We start from the raw sequence: 16241 nt of genomic DNA, 5'->3' as shown, positions 1-16241 counted from the left end.
CGAGGTAGATAGGGCAGGGGTGGAAGTACGGTAACGTATGGAGCTGACTGCTACTAATCGGTCGAGGGCTTGTCCAAAAGCAAGGTTAAGAGATTTTCAGGGAAATGTCAGGCATGTATGTAGTTTTGAAGGTGCAAGGAAAGCAAACAGCTGGAGACAGCTGTTTTTTTTGTATCATAGAAAGTTTCCTGTATTTTCCTGTGATACAAAAGAGCCATCAGGGCAGGATCGCACTGCGGCAGAGAGAAATGATATTGCTAAAACAATCTGCCGCAGGCGGAGAATTCTGCGGAACAGGATTTTGTCTCATCAAAAAAGAAGCATCTCGTAAAAGGAATAAAACGAAACAGGGGCTGTCAAAAGACAACCCCTGTTTCCTGAGGTACAGCATGGTATAAAACTGAGCTAAGCAGGAAATGAGTTATCCTGATAAGCTTATCCTTTATTTCTCTTCTGCGGTTTTTTCTTCATCCGTCTCTTCAACTTCTGCACTGTGAACAGCGGTCATCATAACAACAATTGCTTCCGGATTGGTCAGCAGATCAATATCTTTATCTCTGGCAATTTCAAGATCCTTTACGCGGATGACATCACCGACATGCATGGTGCTGACATCAATCTTTACTTTATCTACCAGTGCTGCAGGAAGTGCACGGTAGGATATCTCACTTAAATTTTCCTGAATTACGCCGCCAACTACCTTTTCATGGTTCAGAAGAATGACTTCTGCAACGGAGTGAACCTTTTCGGTGCTTACCAGTGCCTGGAAATCGATTTCTTCCACGGTTCTTGACATGGAATTATAATTAACATCTTTGATCAGAACATCATAGGACTGTCCGTCAATTTCCAGCATAATCTGACTGCCTTTGTTATCTGTCTTGAGAAGGTGCTCCACATCCTTTTTCTGCATCTTTACAGGAATGGATTCTTTGATTTCCTTACCGAACAAATTTCCTGTGACATAACCTTCTCTTCTTAATCTTTTGGCTTTTACGTCCATGCTTCTTTTTTCAGCTTTTAAAGTATTCATTTATCTTTTCCTCCAAAAATCTGATTGCTTAGCATCCTTCTATTTTTTTCAAAGAGGTATTGTTAAGTATGTTTTCTTTTTTGTTACACTACGTATTATAGACGTTATATAACAAACAGATTAACCAAAAATGAAATAATTCAAGATGATTTTTTGGTTAAAATTAAGATATGTAAATAATAGATGATTTTTGGAAAGTCATGATTGTCTTTCGTTTATTTGAATGTTATAATTTAAAAATGAATATTGATTCGGTGCAAAGAAAATAAGTCTGGGTAAATGGGATGGCGATTCCTGTTCGGAGGAGTGATGTGATTGAATCCGGTAAACATGGCGGAGATTCTGGTCGTGAATGGTATCGGAATTATTTTAATGGTTTTTCTGCTTTTTACAAGGATTGAGAATATCGAAAAACGTTTTGCCGGGGATATTATTTTTGATACGATGATATGGATTACCATTATTGGTTGTTCTCTGGAAATTCTGACCTTTGTGATTGACGGCAGAACATTTCCGTTCAGCAGAGTATTGTCTTATTTGACAAACAGTCTGTGCTTTATTGGTACGTGCAGTGTTGGTTTTCTGTGGTGCCTGTACGTGGATTTCCGCATCTTTAATAATGCCGGCAGAGTGTGCAGAAGAGCGAAAGTTCTTGCATTACCGCTGATTCTGGATATTGTACTGAATATCGTAAATCTGAGCGGGTGCGGTATTATTTTTACTGTGTCAGAGGAGAATGTATATCAGCGCGGCAGTCTGGTACTGGTGGTGTATGTGATTTTGTTTTTCTTTTTTATATACAGTATCTGGCTTGTGGAGTATTCAAGAAAGAGTGGAATTCATATCTCTTTTCTGCCGGTATACTATTTTGTGATACCCTGTATGGTTGGGACGATTGTTCAGGGATTATGTTACGGGATTACTGTCGGGTGGACTTCGGTTGCCGTTGCATTCCTGTTTGTTTATGTTGAGACACAGTCCAGGAATGCGTTTATGGATGAACTTTCCGGTCTTTATAACCGGAGATATATGGATTGTATCCTGAGTCAGATGAAGCGGAATACGAGAAATGTAATTTACGGTCTTATGATTGATGTCAATAATTTCAAGAATATTAACGATGTTTATGGTCATTCCAAAGGGGATGATGCTATTCGTAATATCGGCAGGATTCTTATGAATTCTGTTCCGGATAATGGGACAGTCATCCGATATGCCGGAGATGAATTTATCATACTGCTGCGTACGGATGACGAGAAAACAGTCAGGGATACGATACAGCGAGTGGAAAAGAATGCGGAAACATTTAATGATTTACACACAGAACCGTATGTTATTTCTTTTGCCATAGGTTACAGCAGACTGGATGTTTCTTCCGGAGATGTAGAGAAATTTCTTTCTGCGATGGATGAAAAAATGTATGAAGCCAAAAGACGGCATTACCAGGAGGTTGCGGTGGATCGCCGGAAAAATCGGAATAATGATAAAATTTGAAGGAGTTCTGTATGGAAGAATTATATGCGATTATTGAAGAAAAAATAAAGAAATCAGGATACCCGGGTCATGTTGATGGCAGGGAATTCTACAATGAAGTGAGTGATGAAGCGGACGAGAAGGAAAACGGAACCTATATTTTTCTGATAAAGAAAACGGATACGGTATTTTATCAGGGATGTATGGAAATCATGGACAGCCAGTTTGATTTGCATTATGTGGATATTCATGATGGCGATACGGTATATCATGTGGATTTTGACGCGTAAGGTATGAATGGAATTATGATATTTAAAAGAGTGTGATAGAAAGTAAGCAGGTATCAATAGATACAACTTTTTATCACACTCTTTTTCATATCTTACAGGCACTCTACAAGCATTTCAGAAACGTGCTTCAGCATTTGGGAAAAGACTTCCGGTTCGGTCAGTGCTTTTCCCTTATCTTGATCAATGCAGCTGCGCAGTGCCTGGTATTCCTCTGATTCCGGATACTTACCGCACAGGATGCGGCACAATTTTGAGGCCGCTTCGGTCAGGCGGATGGGGCCGTAGCTTACCGGTTCATCAGGAAGGGCTTTGGCACTGGTGATCAGATAGATGAAAAGTTCAAGTTCGGGATCTGTGGACTTTCTTTTGATCACAGGCTTGCTATCCGACGCAGGAAAATCATTGCAGGCGATTGATTGTGGCTGAACGTCATCCTGCGGAAAATGATTAAAGAAAGTAATCTCATCTGCAGGCGGACGTTTGGGACAGCGGGGATTTCCTTCGGGATATCCAATGGAAATCAGCATTTCAATCCGGTATTTCTGCGGAATTTCCAGAATTTTTCGTACAGCCGTTTCATTGAAGGATTTGATGGCACAGGTGCCAAGACCCAGTTCGACCGCTTTCAGCATCAGGTTTTCGGCTGCCATGGAGGCGTCCATCAGACAGCCGTAAACTTCGGAATTCCGTCCTCCTTTTCTGGAGGCTTTTTCCATGTCAGAGCAGATCACGAGGATAACCGGTGGTTTTCCGGAAAGCCCGGGGCTTACCAGATCTACTTTTTCTTTCAGAGCCGGATCTGTGACAAACAGAAATTTCCATGCCTGCAGGTTGCTGGCAGTAGGTGCCTGCTGGGCTGCGTCTGCAAGCTGGAGCAGGAGATCTTCCGGGACAGGCTCCGGAGAAAAAGAGCGGATGCTGTGACGGTTTTTGATTGCGTCATATAATTCCATGGATTGCGTCATCCTTTCTGTGTGTGTAGTGCATTATTTTCGCAGGGATTCAAAATATGCGAATAATCCTTCTGCGAGGACCGGGTCGATGACAGGAAGGCCGGTAGCTTCTTCCAGATCTCTGGCAACACCAATGGTGGCAAGGCCGGTACATGCCAGGGCAATGACCTGTGCACCCTGAGCTTTCAGCTGCTGTCCCATTGCGAGAACGCTTTGTTTGCCTTCCGGTGTCATAAGATCCAGCGTGCTGTTGACTCCCTCCGGTTTTCCCAGGATCATTTTGTCAGGGATCATGCGCACATATGCCTGAGGAGCGTAGTCGGTGATTCCGAGAACACCGATTTTGTCTCCGTATTTCAGGGCAAGTGATACGGTGGTTTCTCCGCCGCCGGTAACCGGCATACCGGGAATTGCTTCCCGGATCTCGGCCACACCGGGATCATCTGCGCAGCTTACAATAATCATATCGACATCGTGGAATGTTTTGGCGGTTTCCACAATTTTCGGAATTGCGATCTGACAAAGCTTGGGGCTGTGGATGCCTTCATACTGGTCAGGGATGCATTTGGTTTCCACTTCAAGAGTGGGGAAATATTCCATAATCTGTTTGCCGTGTGCCTGCAGAACCTCTTGATCTTCGGTAGTCAGGACACGGATCAGACCAATCTTAAATTTATGATTCATGGTGGCTCTCCTTTGATTTAAACTAGAAAGACTCCGTCTTCGATGACTTTTTTATCATCCAGATAAAGGGTTGGCTTCAGGATGATTCCGTCCATATGGCATTCTGCTTTGTTGGTTCCGCCGAAGGAAGTATTGGTTCCAAAAGCAATGTGTACGGTTCCGTATACTTTTTCGTCTTCCAGAATAATTCCGTTGAGGATGGCTGCTTCGTTGGTTCCGATACCAAGTTCACAGAGAGTTCCGTTAATTTCATTTTTCAGAAGGACATCCAGTGCTTCACTTTTTTCTCCTGTTACAGAGCGGAGTTTTCCGCCGGAAATGACCATATGAAGAGGACTGTCCAGTTTTCCGATTCCAACCATGGAACCATCGATGATCATTTCTCCGTCAGAACCGTCTTCCAGTGGTGCAATATAGGCTTCGCCGGATGGAAGATTGCCGCATTTTCCGGCTTCACGGTAAACACCGGGGCTTGGAACACCGTCTCTTCCGTTGATCTGGATGGTGAGTACTTTGCCGTCCTTTTCGATACGGGCTGTGGATGCTTTGGTGAGCATTTCGGTGACGGTTGCTGTGAGTTTTTCCACTTCCGTATAGTCGGCAGTCATAGCACCCTGGGAGAACATTTCTTTTGTGATCCCCGGCATGGTAGCAACACGGGTTCCTGCTTTGGCAGCTTCTATGCGTGCATTGGTGTGAGTCAGGGACTTGGCGGTCGGTGCGATTACCACATCAGCGGCTTTCATGGCTTCCGCTACGGCTTTTGGCGGTTCTTCACCGCTTAGTTCGCGTTCGGTCATGACCATTAATAATTTTTCACATCCGAGATTTCCGGCTGCTTCATAAATCGCTTCGCCGATTTCTTTGCGGCTGTCATCGGTGATAATAAGAACTTCTTCTTCCGGTTTTACAGCCAGACAGGAAGTCAGTACTCCTTCTGCTATTTTTATAAGATTACTCATTATATTTGACCTCGTTTCAGATATCTGTCAGCTCAGAAACGACTCTGGCAAGAAGTGTTCTTGGGAGAACGACTTTTTTGCCGGTCTTTTCGGCAAACATTTCTTTCATTTTCTGTGTGTATCCGATGCAGTCCAGTACGATCAGATCAGCATCCATATGTTTCACTTCTTCGGCAGCCTGTTCCAGTGCATCCCATTCACCATAAGGAGATGCGGCAATGGCTTTGACTTCTTTGACATAATTGCGCCATTTGTTTTCGCACTGCTCTGTCTGGAGAGGAGAAGGAGTCATACAGATGATGCTGGATTTTTTTGTCATCAGCGGAACAAGGCGGTTGAGAAGTTCACAGGGATAGATCATAGGGATCTTTTTGGTGGAAAGTGTTTCCGGGAAACTTCCTGTGCAGAACATCATGATGAGACTGCAGCCTTCCTCCTCCATTCTGGTGATGGCATCCTGGAGACGCGGAAGAATATAGCGCTCCGCGAAGGTTACAGAGCTTCCGTCCTGAAGGCGGGAAACCAGCACATAGTCGTCTTTGCCCGGGGCAAATTCTGCAATTTCTTCTCTGGTGAGTCCGTCAAGACCTCCGGCCTGTACCAGCTCCAGAGAATCGTCAAAAATACGAAGGATATCAGCGGTGACATCCACTCTCGGAGCCTGTCCGATGGTGATTGCTCCAATTTTCATAAGAACGCCTCCTTATTCCTGTCCAAGGGTCTGCAGATGGTTCATGCTTCCGTACAGTTTCTGAATTCTTGCGTATTCTGCTTCGTCATAAAAGCTGCACTGTTTTCTTCCGAATGCTTTTGCAACTTCCAGCATGAAGCGTGCGGCTTCTTCTACATCTGCAGCGTGAGTAGCGCCGGTAGCACATCCGGGAACCATGGTTTCTGCTGTAATTGCAACACCGACTACAGGAGCATTGGTAGCTGTACATGGCTGAAGGATACTGTTCAGATGGTGAACGTCATTTCCGTAAGGAGTGATATCCTGTGTCGCAAGCGGGAAAACATACGGAAGTCTTCCGGTGGTGATCTGCATCAGATCCAGAAGATCTTCAGAGGTTCTCAGGATATATCCTTCTTTTACGGTCGGAGAGATAGCAAAGCCTCTGGTGTTAATGACACGGTTTCCTTTGGTGGTGTCAACAGAGAGAATGGCATCCAGTTCAGGAGAAACTTCTTCTTTGTTTACCTGGGACATTTCTACCGGGGAACCCATGAACGGAACCGGGTCATGCGGAGCTGTAGGAGCATCCGGGCAGATGTGAGTGGAAATAAAGACATCTCCGTCCAGAATGTCGCCTTTGTTCTGCATATCCAGAAGCTTGGCAGCAAGTGCTACTGCACAGAGAGCTCCGTCGCCGTCGGATACAAAACCGATTCTTTCCGGACGTGCACCGATGCCGCCGAGACGGCCGAGGAGACCGATTGTAGGAGCGTCGCCGCCGTTCATTTTGCCGTTTTTGCCCGGGATACGGACTTTGAGCATGTCGGTGCTTCCTTTCGGTCCTACCAGTTCATAAACTTCAATGTTGGCGTCCGGTTTGATGCCAAGCAGGTATTCCTTGACTTTCTCTCCTGTTACATAAGTATCATCGAGTACGTCGTAAGCTTCGATAATCTGTTTCATTAACATGGTGGTAAATCCTCCTGAGATGATATTTTATGGTTGATTTTTATAACTGATTTTTATAATGTGATGTTTTTGGTCTGATAATCTTGTATGTCCGATATTTTTGTATGTCGGATATTTTGTATCCCGGATACTTTTTATTTGATATTTTGTATTCCGAATATTTTTGAGTATCAGATATCTTTATTTATCCAGATAGGAGATAATATCTTTTTTAATAACATCTTCTGTGGCTTTGAGAAGTTCCGGCGCATACATGGTCGGGGAAAGTTTCAGATTTTTCTTATCTGCGGCTATGACGTACACGTCCAGCCCTTCTTCCATCATGGCAGTTGTCACAGGTTCTCCTGTTCTGGCATTGATGGTCATGATCAGATCCGGGAAAGTAGCCAGACGTTCACCGTTTTTTTCAGCAGTGGCATATTCATTCCAGAAAGTCAGTTCACAGCCGTCTACCGTTGCATAGCCTACATCAAATCCGCCGGTGGTCTCAATGGAAAAGTCTTTGACGGTTCCTTTTGCAAGAACACGTCCGCCAAGGAATGCACACAGTTCTTTTACAGCTTCGTCTACAGATGTCTCCAGACCTTTCAGGAATGCTTTTCCTGTTTCAATGGCGAAGCTGACACCGCCGAGCGCACAGTTTTCTTTGGCATAGGATACGGTGACCGGGTTTCTCGCTACTGCGACAAGACCGCCGGCTTCGATAGAAGCAAGTCGCACCATTTTTGAGGTGTGCTCAATGCTGCCTTCGAAGAAGCACTCGACATGATTTCCGGTGTCCGGATTTCCGCCTACACATGCCTGAACCGTGGTATAATCTTTGATTTTATGGAGATTCATGCTTCCCATGACTCCGGTGGGATGTGCACGGCCGTTGCATGGAGCGTCTACAACAGGAAGACCGAGGATCGCAGCCTGCAGCCATCCGTTTACAGTTGCTTCACCGCCCTGTTCATTGGTAATGATTCCGCCAATATGGAAATCACAGTTTTTCTGGAGAATTTCTACAGTTTTGGCAATATCTCTGGGTGTCATAAACTGGTTTTCCGCATTTGGAGCGCCTACCAGAGAGGCTGTCAGCAGTGTATCGCTGTCATCCAGGTCGTCTGCGGAAATCAGACGCAGATCGGTATACTCCACTGCGATTTCTGCGTATTTTCTTCCTTTTTTTGGATCACCGCCGCCGCCTCCTCCAAGGATGGTACCTCCGGCAAGTGCGGCATCCAGGATCTCTTTTGTAAGACGGATTCCTTTGTTTTTCATGGTTTCTTACCCTCTTTCCTGATTATTGGGAATTATATAACAACAGGATTCCGGGGAGAACAGTTCTTTTTCTCCTGGTATCCTGTAATTTGTTCATAGTTTTTAACAGCAGCCATGAGCCGGAATGCAGATGCATACACGACTCATGGCTGCCGGATTTTTTATGTCGCAGGAAAGTGCTTTGCATTTTTCTGCAATATAAAAAATATGAAGTTGAATGGTTACGTTATTCTTTCTTACCCAAAGCCAGCGTAGCCGTGAAGAAGCTGTAAAGAGCTGCTCCTGCAAGGGAACCTGCACCAAGGATATTGAGTGTGTGTTCGTTTTCTTTGTTGCGTCTTACAAGGACGAAACGGATAAGAAGAGCGATCAGGATGGTGAGACCGTTGATGGTGGAGCCAACCAGTAAGCCTGTTGCAAAAAGAATACCAACCTGTCTGGAACCGCCGAGGAGCTGAATGATGGCACCCGGAATTGCCCAGATGATCAGCCATTTGGCAACGTCTCCGCCTGCACCTGCTTCGATGGTTGCTGCGAAAGTAGCGTCAACCGGTGCGAAGAGTCCCTGGCTGAAGTATTTATTTGCCATGATTGCTACAAGGATGAATGCTACGGCAAAGCCGATAAGTTCGGAGTAATACTGCTGTTTTCTTCCTTCTTTTTCAAGTTCCGGATCAGCACCGTTTCCACGAAGGATATAACCACATTTCAGGTCGTAAGCCATATCGGAGAATGCAGGACCGGTCGCAGATGTAAATGCTACAAGAATACCGAGAGGCATAGCCGGGAAGCCGATCAGCATACCGACGATCAGGAAAATCAGAGCGGTTGCAAATCCCGGGAACCATCCGGAATACATAGCGGAAATACCAACGATCAGTTCGGATGCGATTGCAGCGAAAGCAGCAAATATGATCCAGATAATCAGCTGGATGATGCCCATGTCAGACCAGATACCGGTGATGACTGCGAGAAGGATAGCAACAACCAGATATGCAACGTATCCGCCGCCAAGAGCTTTTTTCATATTAGCCATGCTGGAGGTGAAATGATCTGCTGCACTGTCTGAGCTGTCGCTCTTTTTGAACAGCATACGTGCACACTGGATCAGGGAAACAAGACCTGCGCCGATCATGATGCCGTGAGGCATGTATTTGAACATGGTCTGAGACATCAGGTCTGCACCTTCTCCGAAGATATTGGTAATGATCGGGAAGCTGGTATTGAAGATGTTGATAATAAAACCGTTGGTTTTGATGACGCCGATCACGATACTGCCGACACCAAGTGCTGCCATGGCTGCGAAATCACCGAACCATGATACACCGAGAAGGTCAGTCGGGATACCGATCATTTTACCGCCGACACCGATTGCCATACCTACTAACAGGAGTACTGCTTTTTTACCTTTTTCCACAACTGCGAGAATAGACTGTGCAGATGCGACCCCCGGAGGCCATGCGCCTTCTGCAGGGAACATTTCGGAATCGAAAGTTTTGTACAGAATGGTTGCGTCAATCACAGTTGCAAGGAATGCACCGATCAGCATCGGGAACATAAGCTCTGTTCTGCCCATGATTACAGGGATACCGATTGGAAGCAGCAGACAGTTTGCAGCGGAAAAGGTTGCGCCAGAAATGGATGTCTGAATCAGGTTCTGGCAGTGAATGCTCTGATATTTTTTCAGTATTGTAATGGGAATACGTGAAATAATAATTGCAAACAGAGCACCTACGATGGATGTGTTCGGGGTTACACCGGTACGCACGATCAATTCCAGACCGATGATAGCTCCCAGTACGCTCATCACGATATTCAGAATCAGAATATGCGGAGCATACGCTTTTGGATGCTCAGAGGCTTTGATGTTCATCTGAGCGTAATCCTGGTTTGTGTTTTTGATAGACATTTTATCTCCTCCGTCTTTGAAACTCGCGTGATCATAACCGGATAATCAGGAAAAAACAGCCATCCGGTCAGGATGAATGGTTGTGAAAAAATTATCCAGGTTATAAAAAAAGCCGATGCAGATAATGCCCACATCGGCTTCACACGTTGTAATCACAATATACCACTTTAATATGCTGAAGTCATCGTTTCCAAAGCCACTGTTTTTGGAAAGACATTGTGCATGATGCACAGTTGAAAAGCAGAAGCTATATTTAAGTAGATGACAGTAGATATGTTTCTGATTGAATAGCTGCAGTTGCTGAAGGTAAGGTGAACGGTTGTTGTCATTGAATATAGGGACGAACGCTGCAGGCGAAATCAAGCTGTGTGAACTGTTCCGGATCGTCCAGGCTGATGTGCAGAATCTCCTCGATTTTGTCCAGCCGGTGAGCCATGGTATTCCGGTGCAGGAAGAGAGCTTCTGCGGCAAGTTTCCGGGACCCTTTTTTTTGAATGAGTGTTTCGAGAGTTTCCAGAAGGTGGCTGTCGTGAGTGCGGTCGTACTGTTCCAGAGGACCGAGCTTTTTCTGGATAAAATTCCGTGATTCCTCCTGACCGGCAAGGTGCAGGAGAATCAGGTCAAACTGGAGATCCTGCAGGAAACAGACATTCCATCTGGCTTTTTTGATCTGGCGGATCAGCAGACATTCTTTGAGCCTGTTGTAGGTTTCGGCAAGATCCAGATAGTCTTTGAGATGGTCACTGATAATGGCAAAGGTCTGACAGCTGTGAATTTTCTGCGTTTTTTCCACAAGTTCCGCTGCAGCTTTTTCAAGAATCTGTTCCGGGGTATCTGCAGGAAGGATGCAGATACAGGAATCTTTTCTGCAGATGGAAACACCATGGATATGATGCTTTGCAAAAATACGGCTGGCAGCCTGATTTTGCCTGCGGCTGTCCATTTCCAGAAGTACGGAAGGCTTTTCTTTATTCAGATGGATAAGAATCAGTCTGGTGGGGGCAGCAGGCCATTGCAGGGAGGATGTGCGGTATTCGGCTTCCTCCTCCTGGGTGAGTTTTCCGGTAAGCAGATCTGTAAAAAGCTTTTCATCCAGTTCGCTTTTGTTGTGTCGGGTCATCTGATAGCGGGTATCTATCTGCATGTGGTTTTTGGCCTCTACGATAGCGACCATGATCGGGAATACGATTTCAATAAAACCTGTGTTATTATTCAGAAGAAACAGGGGGAAATTCAGTTTGTCTGCCAGTTCCAGTGCTTCTTTTGGAAAATCGTCAAAAAATCTGGTTTTGATAGCGAGAGCGGATGCATTTGCTTCATCCAGAGTACGGATCAGATTCAGAAGCGCTTCTTTGTCATTGCGTATGGCGTAGCCGGTGGTGATGAGAAGGAGATGTTTTCGCACCCACTGTTTGACATCCGGCTGCTCCATCATGTCATAGGTGTCGACAATACGCTCCACACCGCCTTTTCCGGCAACAAGAGACGCACATCCGTTGCTCCATATTTTTTCGATATCTTTTACGCGCAGTGTCATTTGAAGGCCTCCTTTGTGGCATCATAAAGATACAAGTAAAAATAAAACCGGGATGATCACAATGCACAGAAGTGTTGTTGCAACCACGGCTGCAGATGCATATTCTTCATCCAGATGATATTGTCCGGCAATCATGCTGGAGGTGGTCATGGATGGTGCGGCACTGATCAGCATCAGGATCAGGCTTTCTGTCTGCGTCAGGAAAAGGTGGGAAACTGCATACACACCCAGTGGAATGAGGAACAGTTTCGTTGCAGCCAGAAGAAGGATGGACTTGTATTTCAGCAGATTTCGCGGGTTCATGAAAGCAAGGCTGCAGCCCAGATAGATCAGTCCCCAGCTGGAACTGGTGGCTCCGACGGAATCAATAATATCCATGACAGGGGCTGGTACGGTGATGTGCAAACTGGTCAGACACAGTGCCAGAATCACGGATATAAATATGGGATTCAGGAGGATTTTTTTTACAGGGTTTTCCTTTTGGGCAATTCCATTTGTGAAAAGTGCGAAGCCGACGGTCCATACAAAGGTCGTATCCATAACAGTACAGATGGGGATATAAAGGCTTCCGCCTTCCTCGGCAAACAGAGCCATAATCAGAGGGATGACAAGAAAGCCGAAGTTTCCGCCTACGGAGCAGCCGCAGTAAACATTGGCTGTGGTTCCTTTCAGACGGCAGATTTTGCTTCCGAAAATGCCTGCTCCTGCCATTACAAGATACATGACGGCCTGTGTACCGGCTATACGTCCATATTGGACAAGTGTCCGGAAAGTGGTCTGATTGCCGTAGATCAGTGATATGGTAAGGGCCGGCAGTACAAAGCGGATCAGAAATCCGGAGATTGATGGCATGGCTTCTTTTTTGATGACTTTTGTTTTGACTGCTGTGAAACCAATGAGAACCAGCAGGAGAAATCCCGCCATTTTGGGCAGGATGGCCATAAAGTAATTCATTTCTTTTTCCTTTCGTGAAAACAATTTGATCTGCTGTCATGATGATACCTTCATGGCTGGTGATCTTTAATTGGATTTATTATAGCAGAAGAATAGAAAGATACAAGGGTCAAAAGGTCATGTTTTTTCATGCAAGCATGAAACACATGACCTTTTGACCTGTGTATCATCTCATAATTTTATACAGGAAATTTTGTAAAGGATATGTATTTCTTATGCCCTGTATGGTAAACTGGGAAATAGTTTATCTGGATGTTGTTGAGAATGGGATAAACAGTAATATTCGGGATGATTGTATGTAATTGAAGTAATATATGATAAGATTTCGGGAGCACAAAGTGCGGAGAAATCCGTGTATCGGAGGAATCAAAATACTTTTTGACCCCATCATTATATATATGAACAAAATACAAAGAGGAGAAACAGATGAAAAATCCATGGGAAGAGATTTCATTAGATGATTATGAAAACCATATGAAGCTCGGTTCTGTCATGCAGCTGCAGTCATTGAACAAAATGATGAAAGGACAGTTTGATGCATATCCGGTATCCAGTGTGATGATTTTGGGAATCGCAGGCGGAAATGGTCTGGAGCATGTACAAAAGGAGAAATTCGAGAAAGTATATGGTATTGATGTGAATGCTGCCTATCTGAGGGAGACGGTTTCCAGGTATCCGGAACTGAATGGGGTTCTGGAATGTCTGTGCAGGGATCTGACAGATGAGGAAGCTGAGCTGCCAGAGGCGGATATGATTATTGCGAACCTGTTGATCGAATATATAGGATATGAATGTTTCCGGAAAACAGTTCAGAAGGTAAATCCGGAATATGTTTCCTGTATCATTCAGATCAATATGGAGAACCATTGGGTCTCTGATTCCCCATATCTGCATGTGTTTGACGGATTGGAACAGGTACATCATTTAATGGAAGAAGCAGCATTGAATAAGGCAATGGCTGAAATTCATTACCATGCCATCCGGTCTTTGGAATGTATGCTTCCCAATGGAAAAAAGCTGGTCCGGATTGATTTCAGAAAAGATGACGGGAAACAGAATCTCTGATGATCAGCTTGGTCCCTATGCGTATTTTCCGTGAACGTGTTTCTTCATTTATCGGATCCTGTCTGTTTGTCTGTTCCTGATTTTTGATCAGCCGGATCAGCTCTTAGCTCTTCTACTGCTTCAAAGGCCAGAGAACGTTTGGAGACATTGATGGAAGTGAGAGGAGGGAACGTTTCTTCGCAGGTTGGTCTGTCGTTGAAGCCTATGACAGAGATGTCGTCCGGGACGCGGATCCCTTTTTCCTGAAATGCGCGAAGTGCACCCACAGCCATGGTATCATCATCACAGACAAAGGCATCAGGAAGTTCCTCCGGAGTATGGTTTTCCAGATATTGTCTGAGATCCCGATAACTGCCTTCTTCCGTATAGTGTACGGTCAAAATATGTTCAGGCTGGAAGGCAAGGCCAAAATGAGTGAGGGCATTGACATATCCTTGATGACGTTCTTTGAAACTGTTGATGCGGATCTGACTCTTGAGATAGCCGATGCGGGTATGACCCATTTGAATCAGATGTTCGATTGCCTGATAGGTTCCCATCTGGTTGTTGATAGAAATGGTATTGCAGGGAAGGCGGGTCAGGTCATTATCCATAACAACAAGGGGAATGTGGAGGGAGAGAAATGCATCCATATCTTCATCCTGCATTTCTGTTCCAAAAATGACAGCTCCCTGGCAGTTCAGTGTATGGAGATGTTCAATCTGGGGTTCCATGGGTTTGCGTTTATCAATGGTACTCAGCAGAATATTATAGCCATAGCAGGAACAGATCCATGACAGAGATCCATACAGGTGAGGATATTGTAGCAGAACAGATATAAAGGAGCGATATATATGGTTCAGAAAGAAAGTCAGACAAATACGCAGGGGACGGTTCCGGTAATTGAACTGAAACATGTGGATAAACATTTCGGGGCACTTCATGTGCTGAAAGATATTAATCTCAGTGTAAAAAAAGGCGAGGTTGTCGTGATTATCGGACCTTCCGGTTCGGGAAAATCCACCCTGTGCCGTACGATTAACCGTCTGGAAACCATTGATTCCGGGGAAATACTGATTGATGGTGTTGCAATTCCCAAGGAGGGGAAAAATCTTGCCCGTCTTCGCGCCCAGGTGGGAATGGTGTTCCAGTCATTTAATTTATTTGCACATAAAAACATTCTTGATAATGTCACTCTTGGTCCAACAGATGTACTGAAGGTGCCGAAAAAGGAAGCAAGAGAGGAAGCAATGAAACTTCTCAAAAGAGTCGGTGTAGATTCCCAGGCTGCAAAAATGCCTGCTCAGCTTTCCGGCGGTCAGCAGCAGAGGGTGGCAATTGCCCGTTCTCTTGCCATGCATCCCAAGGCAATTCTGTTTGACGAACCGACAAGTGCACTGGATCCAGAGATGATCGGTGAAGTTCTGGATGTTATGACAGAGCTGGCGAAGGAAGGAATGACGATGGTTGTCGTTACTCATGAAATGAATTTTGCAAGACGTGTGGCAGACAGAATTATCTTTATGGATGGCGGAAAGATTATCGAAGAAAATGTACCGGAAGAGTTTTTTGCGCATCCTGCAACACAGCGTGCACAGGATTTTCTGAATTCTATCCGGGATCATTAAAAATGGTAGTAAAGTGCAATATGGAGGAATCTATGTATTATAATGCTCTAAGAGATAATCATGTAAAGGCAGGAAAATGGCTATGAAAAAACCGAGAATTGTAATTCCGGAGATCAATCAGAATATTCAAAATTATATGGATGCAGTTCGGGCTGCGGGGATGGAACCGGTTGCGGTTTCTCTTCAGTCGGAGCAGCTTCCGCAGACGTATCAGCAGGAATATCTGGATTACTCGGAGATGAAAGTGGAAGACTATGACGGGCTTTTGCTTCCGGGCGGAGGTGATATCAATCCTGTGCGTTACGGACAGGAGAATCAGGGAAGTACGATGGTCGTGGATGTATTGGATAAGCTTCAGTTTGCGGTACTGGATGATTTTGTGAAAAGCGGAAAACCGGTTTTTGGCATCTGCAGGGGTCATCAGGTGATCAATGTATATTTTGGAGGAACGCTGATCCAGCATCTTCCTACCTCTTTCCGTCATGCACGAAGATTGGAGGATCCAGATAAAGTTCATCGCTGTCTGGTAAATCAGGGAAGCTGGCTGGCAGAGATTTATGGAACAGAGTTTTTTCATAACAGTGCTCATCATCAGGCTGTTGACCGATTTGGTGAAAATCTGGTGCCGGACAGTTATTGCCCGGAAGATGGAACTGTGGAGGCAATGCACCATTCTATTCTTCCTGTTTACAGTGTACAGTGGCATCCGGAACGGATGTGTCTGGCATGGGAGCGTGAAGATACAGTGAACGGACTTCCTGCACTGCAGTTTTTCAGCAGGGTATGTATGGAAAAGATGGAGAAGCGCATGGATGATACCGACCATGGAATTATGGGTGACAGGATGGGACTGTAGAGAAAAAATGTGA

General features: G+C 45.1%; 16 protein-coding genes. 5 read left to right on the top strand and 11 right to left on the bottom strand.

Features of this window, described 5'->3' with window-relative positions; translation table 11 throughout:
- Positions 1 to 442: 442 nt before the first annotated feature.
- Entirely contained in the window at positions 443 to 1033 is a 591-nt protein-coding gene (locus tag ACTNEW_RS14055; protein WP_441062137.1) for a 50S ribosomal protein L25, read from the bottom strand.
- A gap of 315 nt (positions 1034 to 1348) precedes the next feature.
- On the opposite strand from ACTNEW_RS14055, the gene ACTNEW_RS14050 reads away from it, so the two are divergent.
- Together ACTNEW_RS14050 and ACTNEW_RS14045 are read left to right on the top strand one after the other, a co-directional pair.
- Positions 1349 to 2527 (top strand): GGDEF domain-containing protein, encoded by a 1179-nt coding sequence (locus tag ACTNEW_RS14050; RefSeq protein ID WP_441062135.1) that lies wholly within the window; start codon positions 1349 to 1351, stop codon positions 2525 to 2527.
- 11 nt (positions 2528 to 2538) lie between these two features.
- Positions 2539 to 2796 carry a hypothetical protein gene (locus ACTNEW_RS14045; RefSeq protein WP_441062134.1) on the top strand — a complete coding sequence of 86 codons (258 nt, stop codon included), beginning with the start codon at positions 2539 to 2541 and terminating at the stop codon, positions 2794 to 2796.
- Positions 2797 to 2888: 92 nt separating this feature from the next.
- On the opposite strand, the gene ACTNEW_RS14040 is transcribed toward ACTNEW_RS14045, so the two are convergent.
- From ACTNEW_RS14040 to ACTNEW_RS14000, 9 genes are all read right to left on the bottom strand, one after another.
- Complete coding sequence (locus tag ACTNEW_RS14040; protein ID WP_441062132.1) at positions 2889 to 3749, bottom strand: DUF6092 family protein; 861 nt, start codon at positions 3747 to 3749, stop codon at positions 2889 to 2891.
- Between the two features lie 33 nt (positions 3750 to 3782).
- The gene (locus tag ACTNEW_RS14035; protein WP_441062131.1) at positions 3783 to 4433 is read right to left on the bottom strand and encodes an aspartate/glutamate racemase family protein; all 651 of its coding nucleotides are present in this window, start codon (positions 4431 to 4433) and stop codon (positions 3783 to 3785) included.
- A gap of 17 nt (positions 4434 to 4450) precedes the next feature.
- On the bottom strand, positions 4451 to 5395 hold the full coding sequence (locus ACTNEW_RS14030; protein ID WP_441062129.1) for an aminopeptidase: 945 nt from the start codon (positions 5393 to 5395) through the stop codon (positions 4451 to 4453).
- 16 nt (positions 5396 to 5411) lie between these two features.
- Positions 5412 to 6086, bottom strand: coding sequence for an AroM family protein (locus ACTNEW_RS14025; protein ID WP_441062128.1), 675 nt, complete (start codon positions 6084 to 6086; stop codon positions 5412 to 5414).
- A gap of 12 nt (positions 6087 to 6098) precedes the next feature.
- Positions 6099 to 7037, bottom strand: coding sequence for a DUF1177 domain-containing protein (locus tag ACTNEW_RS14020; protein WP_441062126.1), 939 nt, complete (start codon positions 7035 to 7037; stop codon positions 6099 to 6101).
- 180 nt (positions 7038 to 7217) lie between these two features.
- Positions 7218 to 8300, bottom strand: coding sequence for a DUF917 domain-containing protein (locus ACTNEW_RS14015; RefSeq protein WP_441062124.1), 1083 nt, complete (start codon positions 8298 to 8300; stop codon positions 7218 to 7220).
- 226 nt (positions 8301 to 8526) lie between these two features.
- Positions 8527 to 10209 (bottom strand): OPT/YSL family transporter, encoded by a 1683-nt coding sequence (locus tag ACTNEW_RS14010; protein WP_441062123.1) that lies wholly within the window; start codon positions 10207 to 10209, stop codon positions 8527 to 8529.
- 325 nt (positions 10210 to 10534) lie between these two features.
- The gene (locus tag ACTNEW_RS14005) at positions 10535 to 11746 is read right to left on the bottom strand and encodes a PucR family transcriptional regulator (RefSeq protein WP_441062121.1); all 1212 of its coding nucleotides are present in this window, start codon (positions 11744 to 11746) and stop codon (positions 10535 to 10537) included.
- A 21-nt stretch (positions 11747 to 11767) separates the two neighbouring features.
- Positions 11768 to 12700 (bottom strand): AEC family transporter, encoded by a 933-nt coding sequence (locus ACTNEW_RS14000; RefSeq protein ID WP_441062120.1) that lies wholly within the window; start codon positions 12698 to 12700, stop codon positions 11768 to 11770.
- Positions 12701 to 13126: 426 nt separating this feature from the next.
- Here ACTNEW_RS14000 and ACTNEW_RS13995 point away from each other — a divergent pair, with 426 nt between their 5' ends.
- On the top strand, positions 13127 to 13765 hold the full coding sequence (locus ACTNEW_RS13995; protein ID WP_441062119.1) for a class I SAM-dependent methyltransferase: 639 nt from the start codon (positions 13127 to 13129) through the stop codon (positions 13763 to 13765).
- Positions 13766 to 13809: 44 nt separating this feature from the next.
- Here the strand turns inward: ACTNEW_RS13995 and ACTNEW_RS13990 are convergent, their stop codons facing one another.
- The gene (locus ACTNEW_RS13990) at positions 13810 to 14478 is read right to left on the bottom strand and encodes a substrate-binding domain-containing protein (RefSeq protein ID WP_441062117.1); all 669 of its coding nucleotides are present in this window, start codon (positions 14476 to 14478) and stop codon (positions 13810 to 13812) included.
- 120 nt (positions 14479 to 14598) lie between these two features.
- On the opposite strand from ACTNEW_RS13990, the gene ACTNEW_RS13985 reads away from it, so the two are divergent.
- Together ACTNEW_RS13985 and ACTNEW_RS13980 are read left to right on the top strand one after the other, a co-directional pair.
- Positions 14599 to 15372 carry an amino acid ABC transporter ATP-binding protein gene (locus tag ACTNEW_RS13985; RefSeq protein WP_441062116.1) on the top strand — a complete coding sequence of 258 codons (774 nt, stop codon included), beginning with the start codon at positions 14599 to 14601 and terminating at the stop codon, positions 15370 to 15372.
- A gap of 82 nt (positions 15373 to 15454) precedes the next feature.
- Complete coding sequence (locus ACTNEW_RS13980; RefSeq protein ID WP_441062114.1) at positions 15455 to 16228, top strand: gamma-glutamyl-gamma-aminobutyrate hydrolase family protein; 774 nt, start codon at positions 15455 to 15457, stop codon at positions 16226 to 16228.
- Positions 16229 to 16241: the final 13 nt, after the last annotated feature.

Origin of the sequence: Blautia sp. HCP3S3_G3 (assembly GCF_052063365.1) — a bacterium.
Lineage (GTDB): Bacteria > Bacillota > Clostridia > Lachnospirales > Lachnospiraceae > Blautia_A.
Note: the sequence above shows the minus strand (reverse complement) of the source record. Positions and strands in the feature narration are given on the sequence as shown.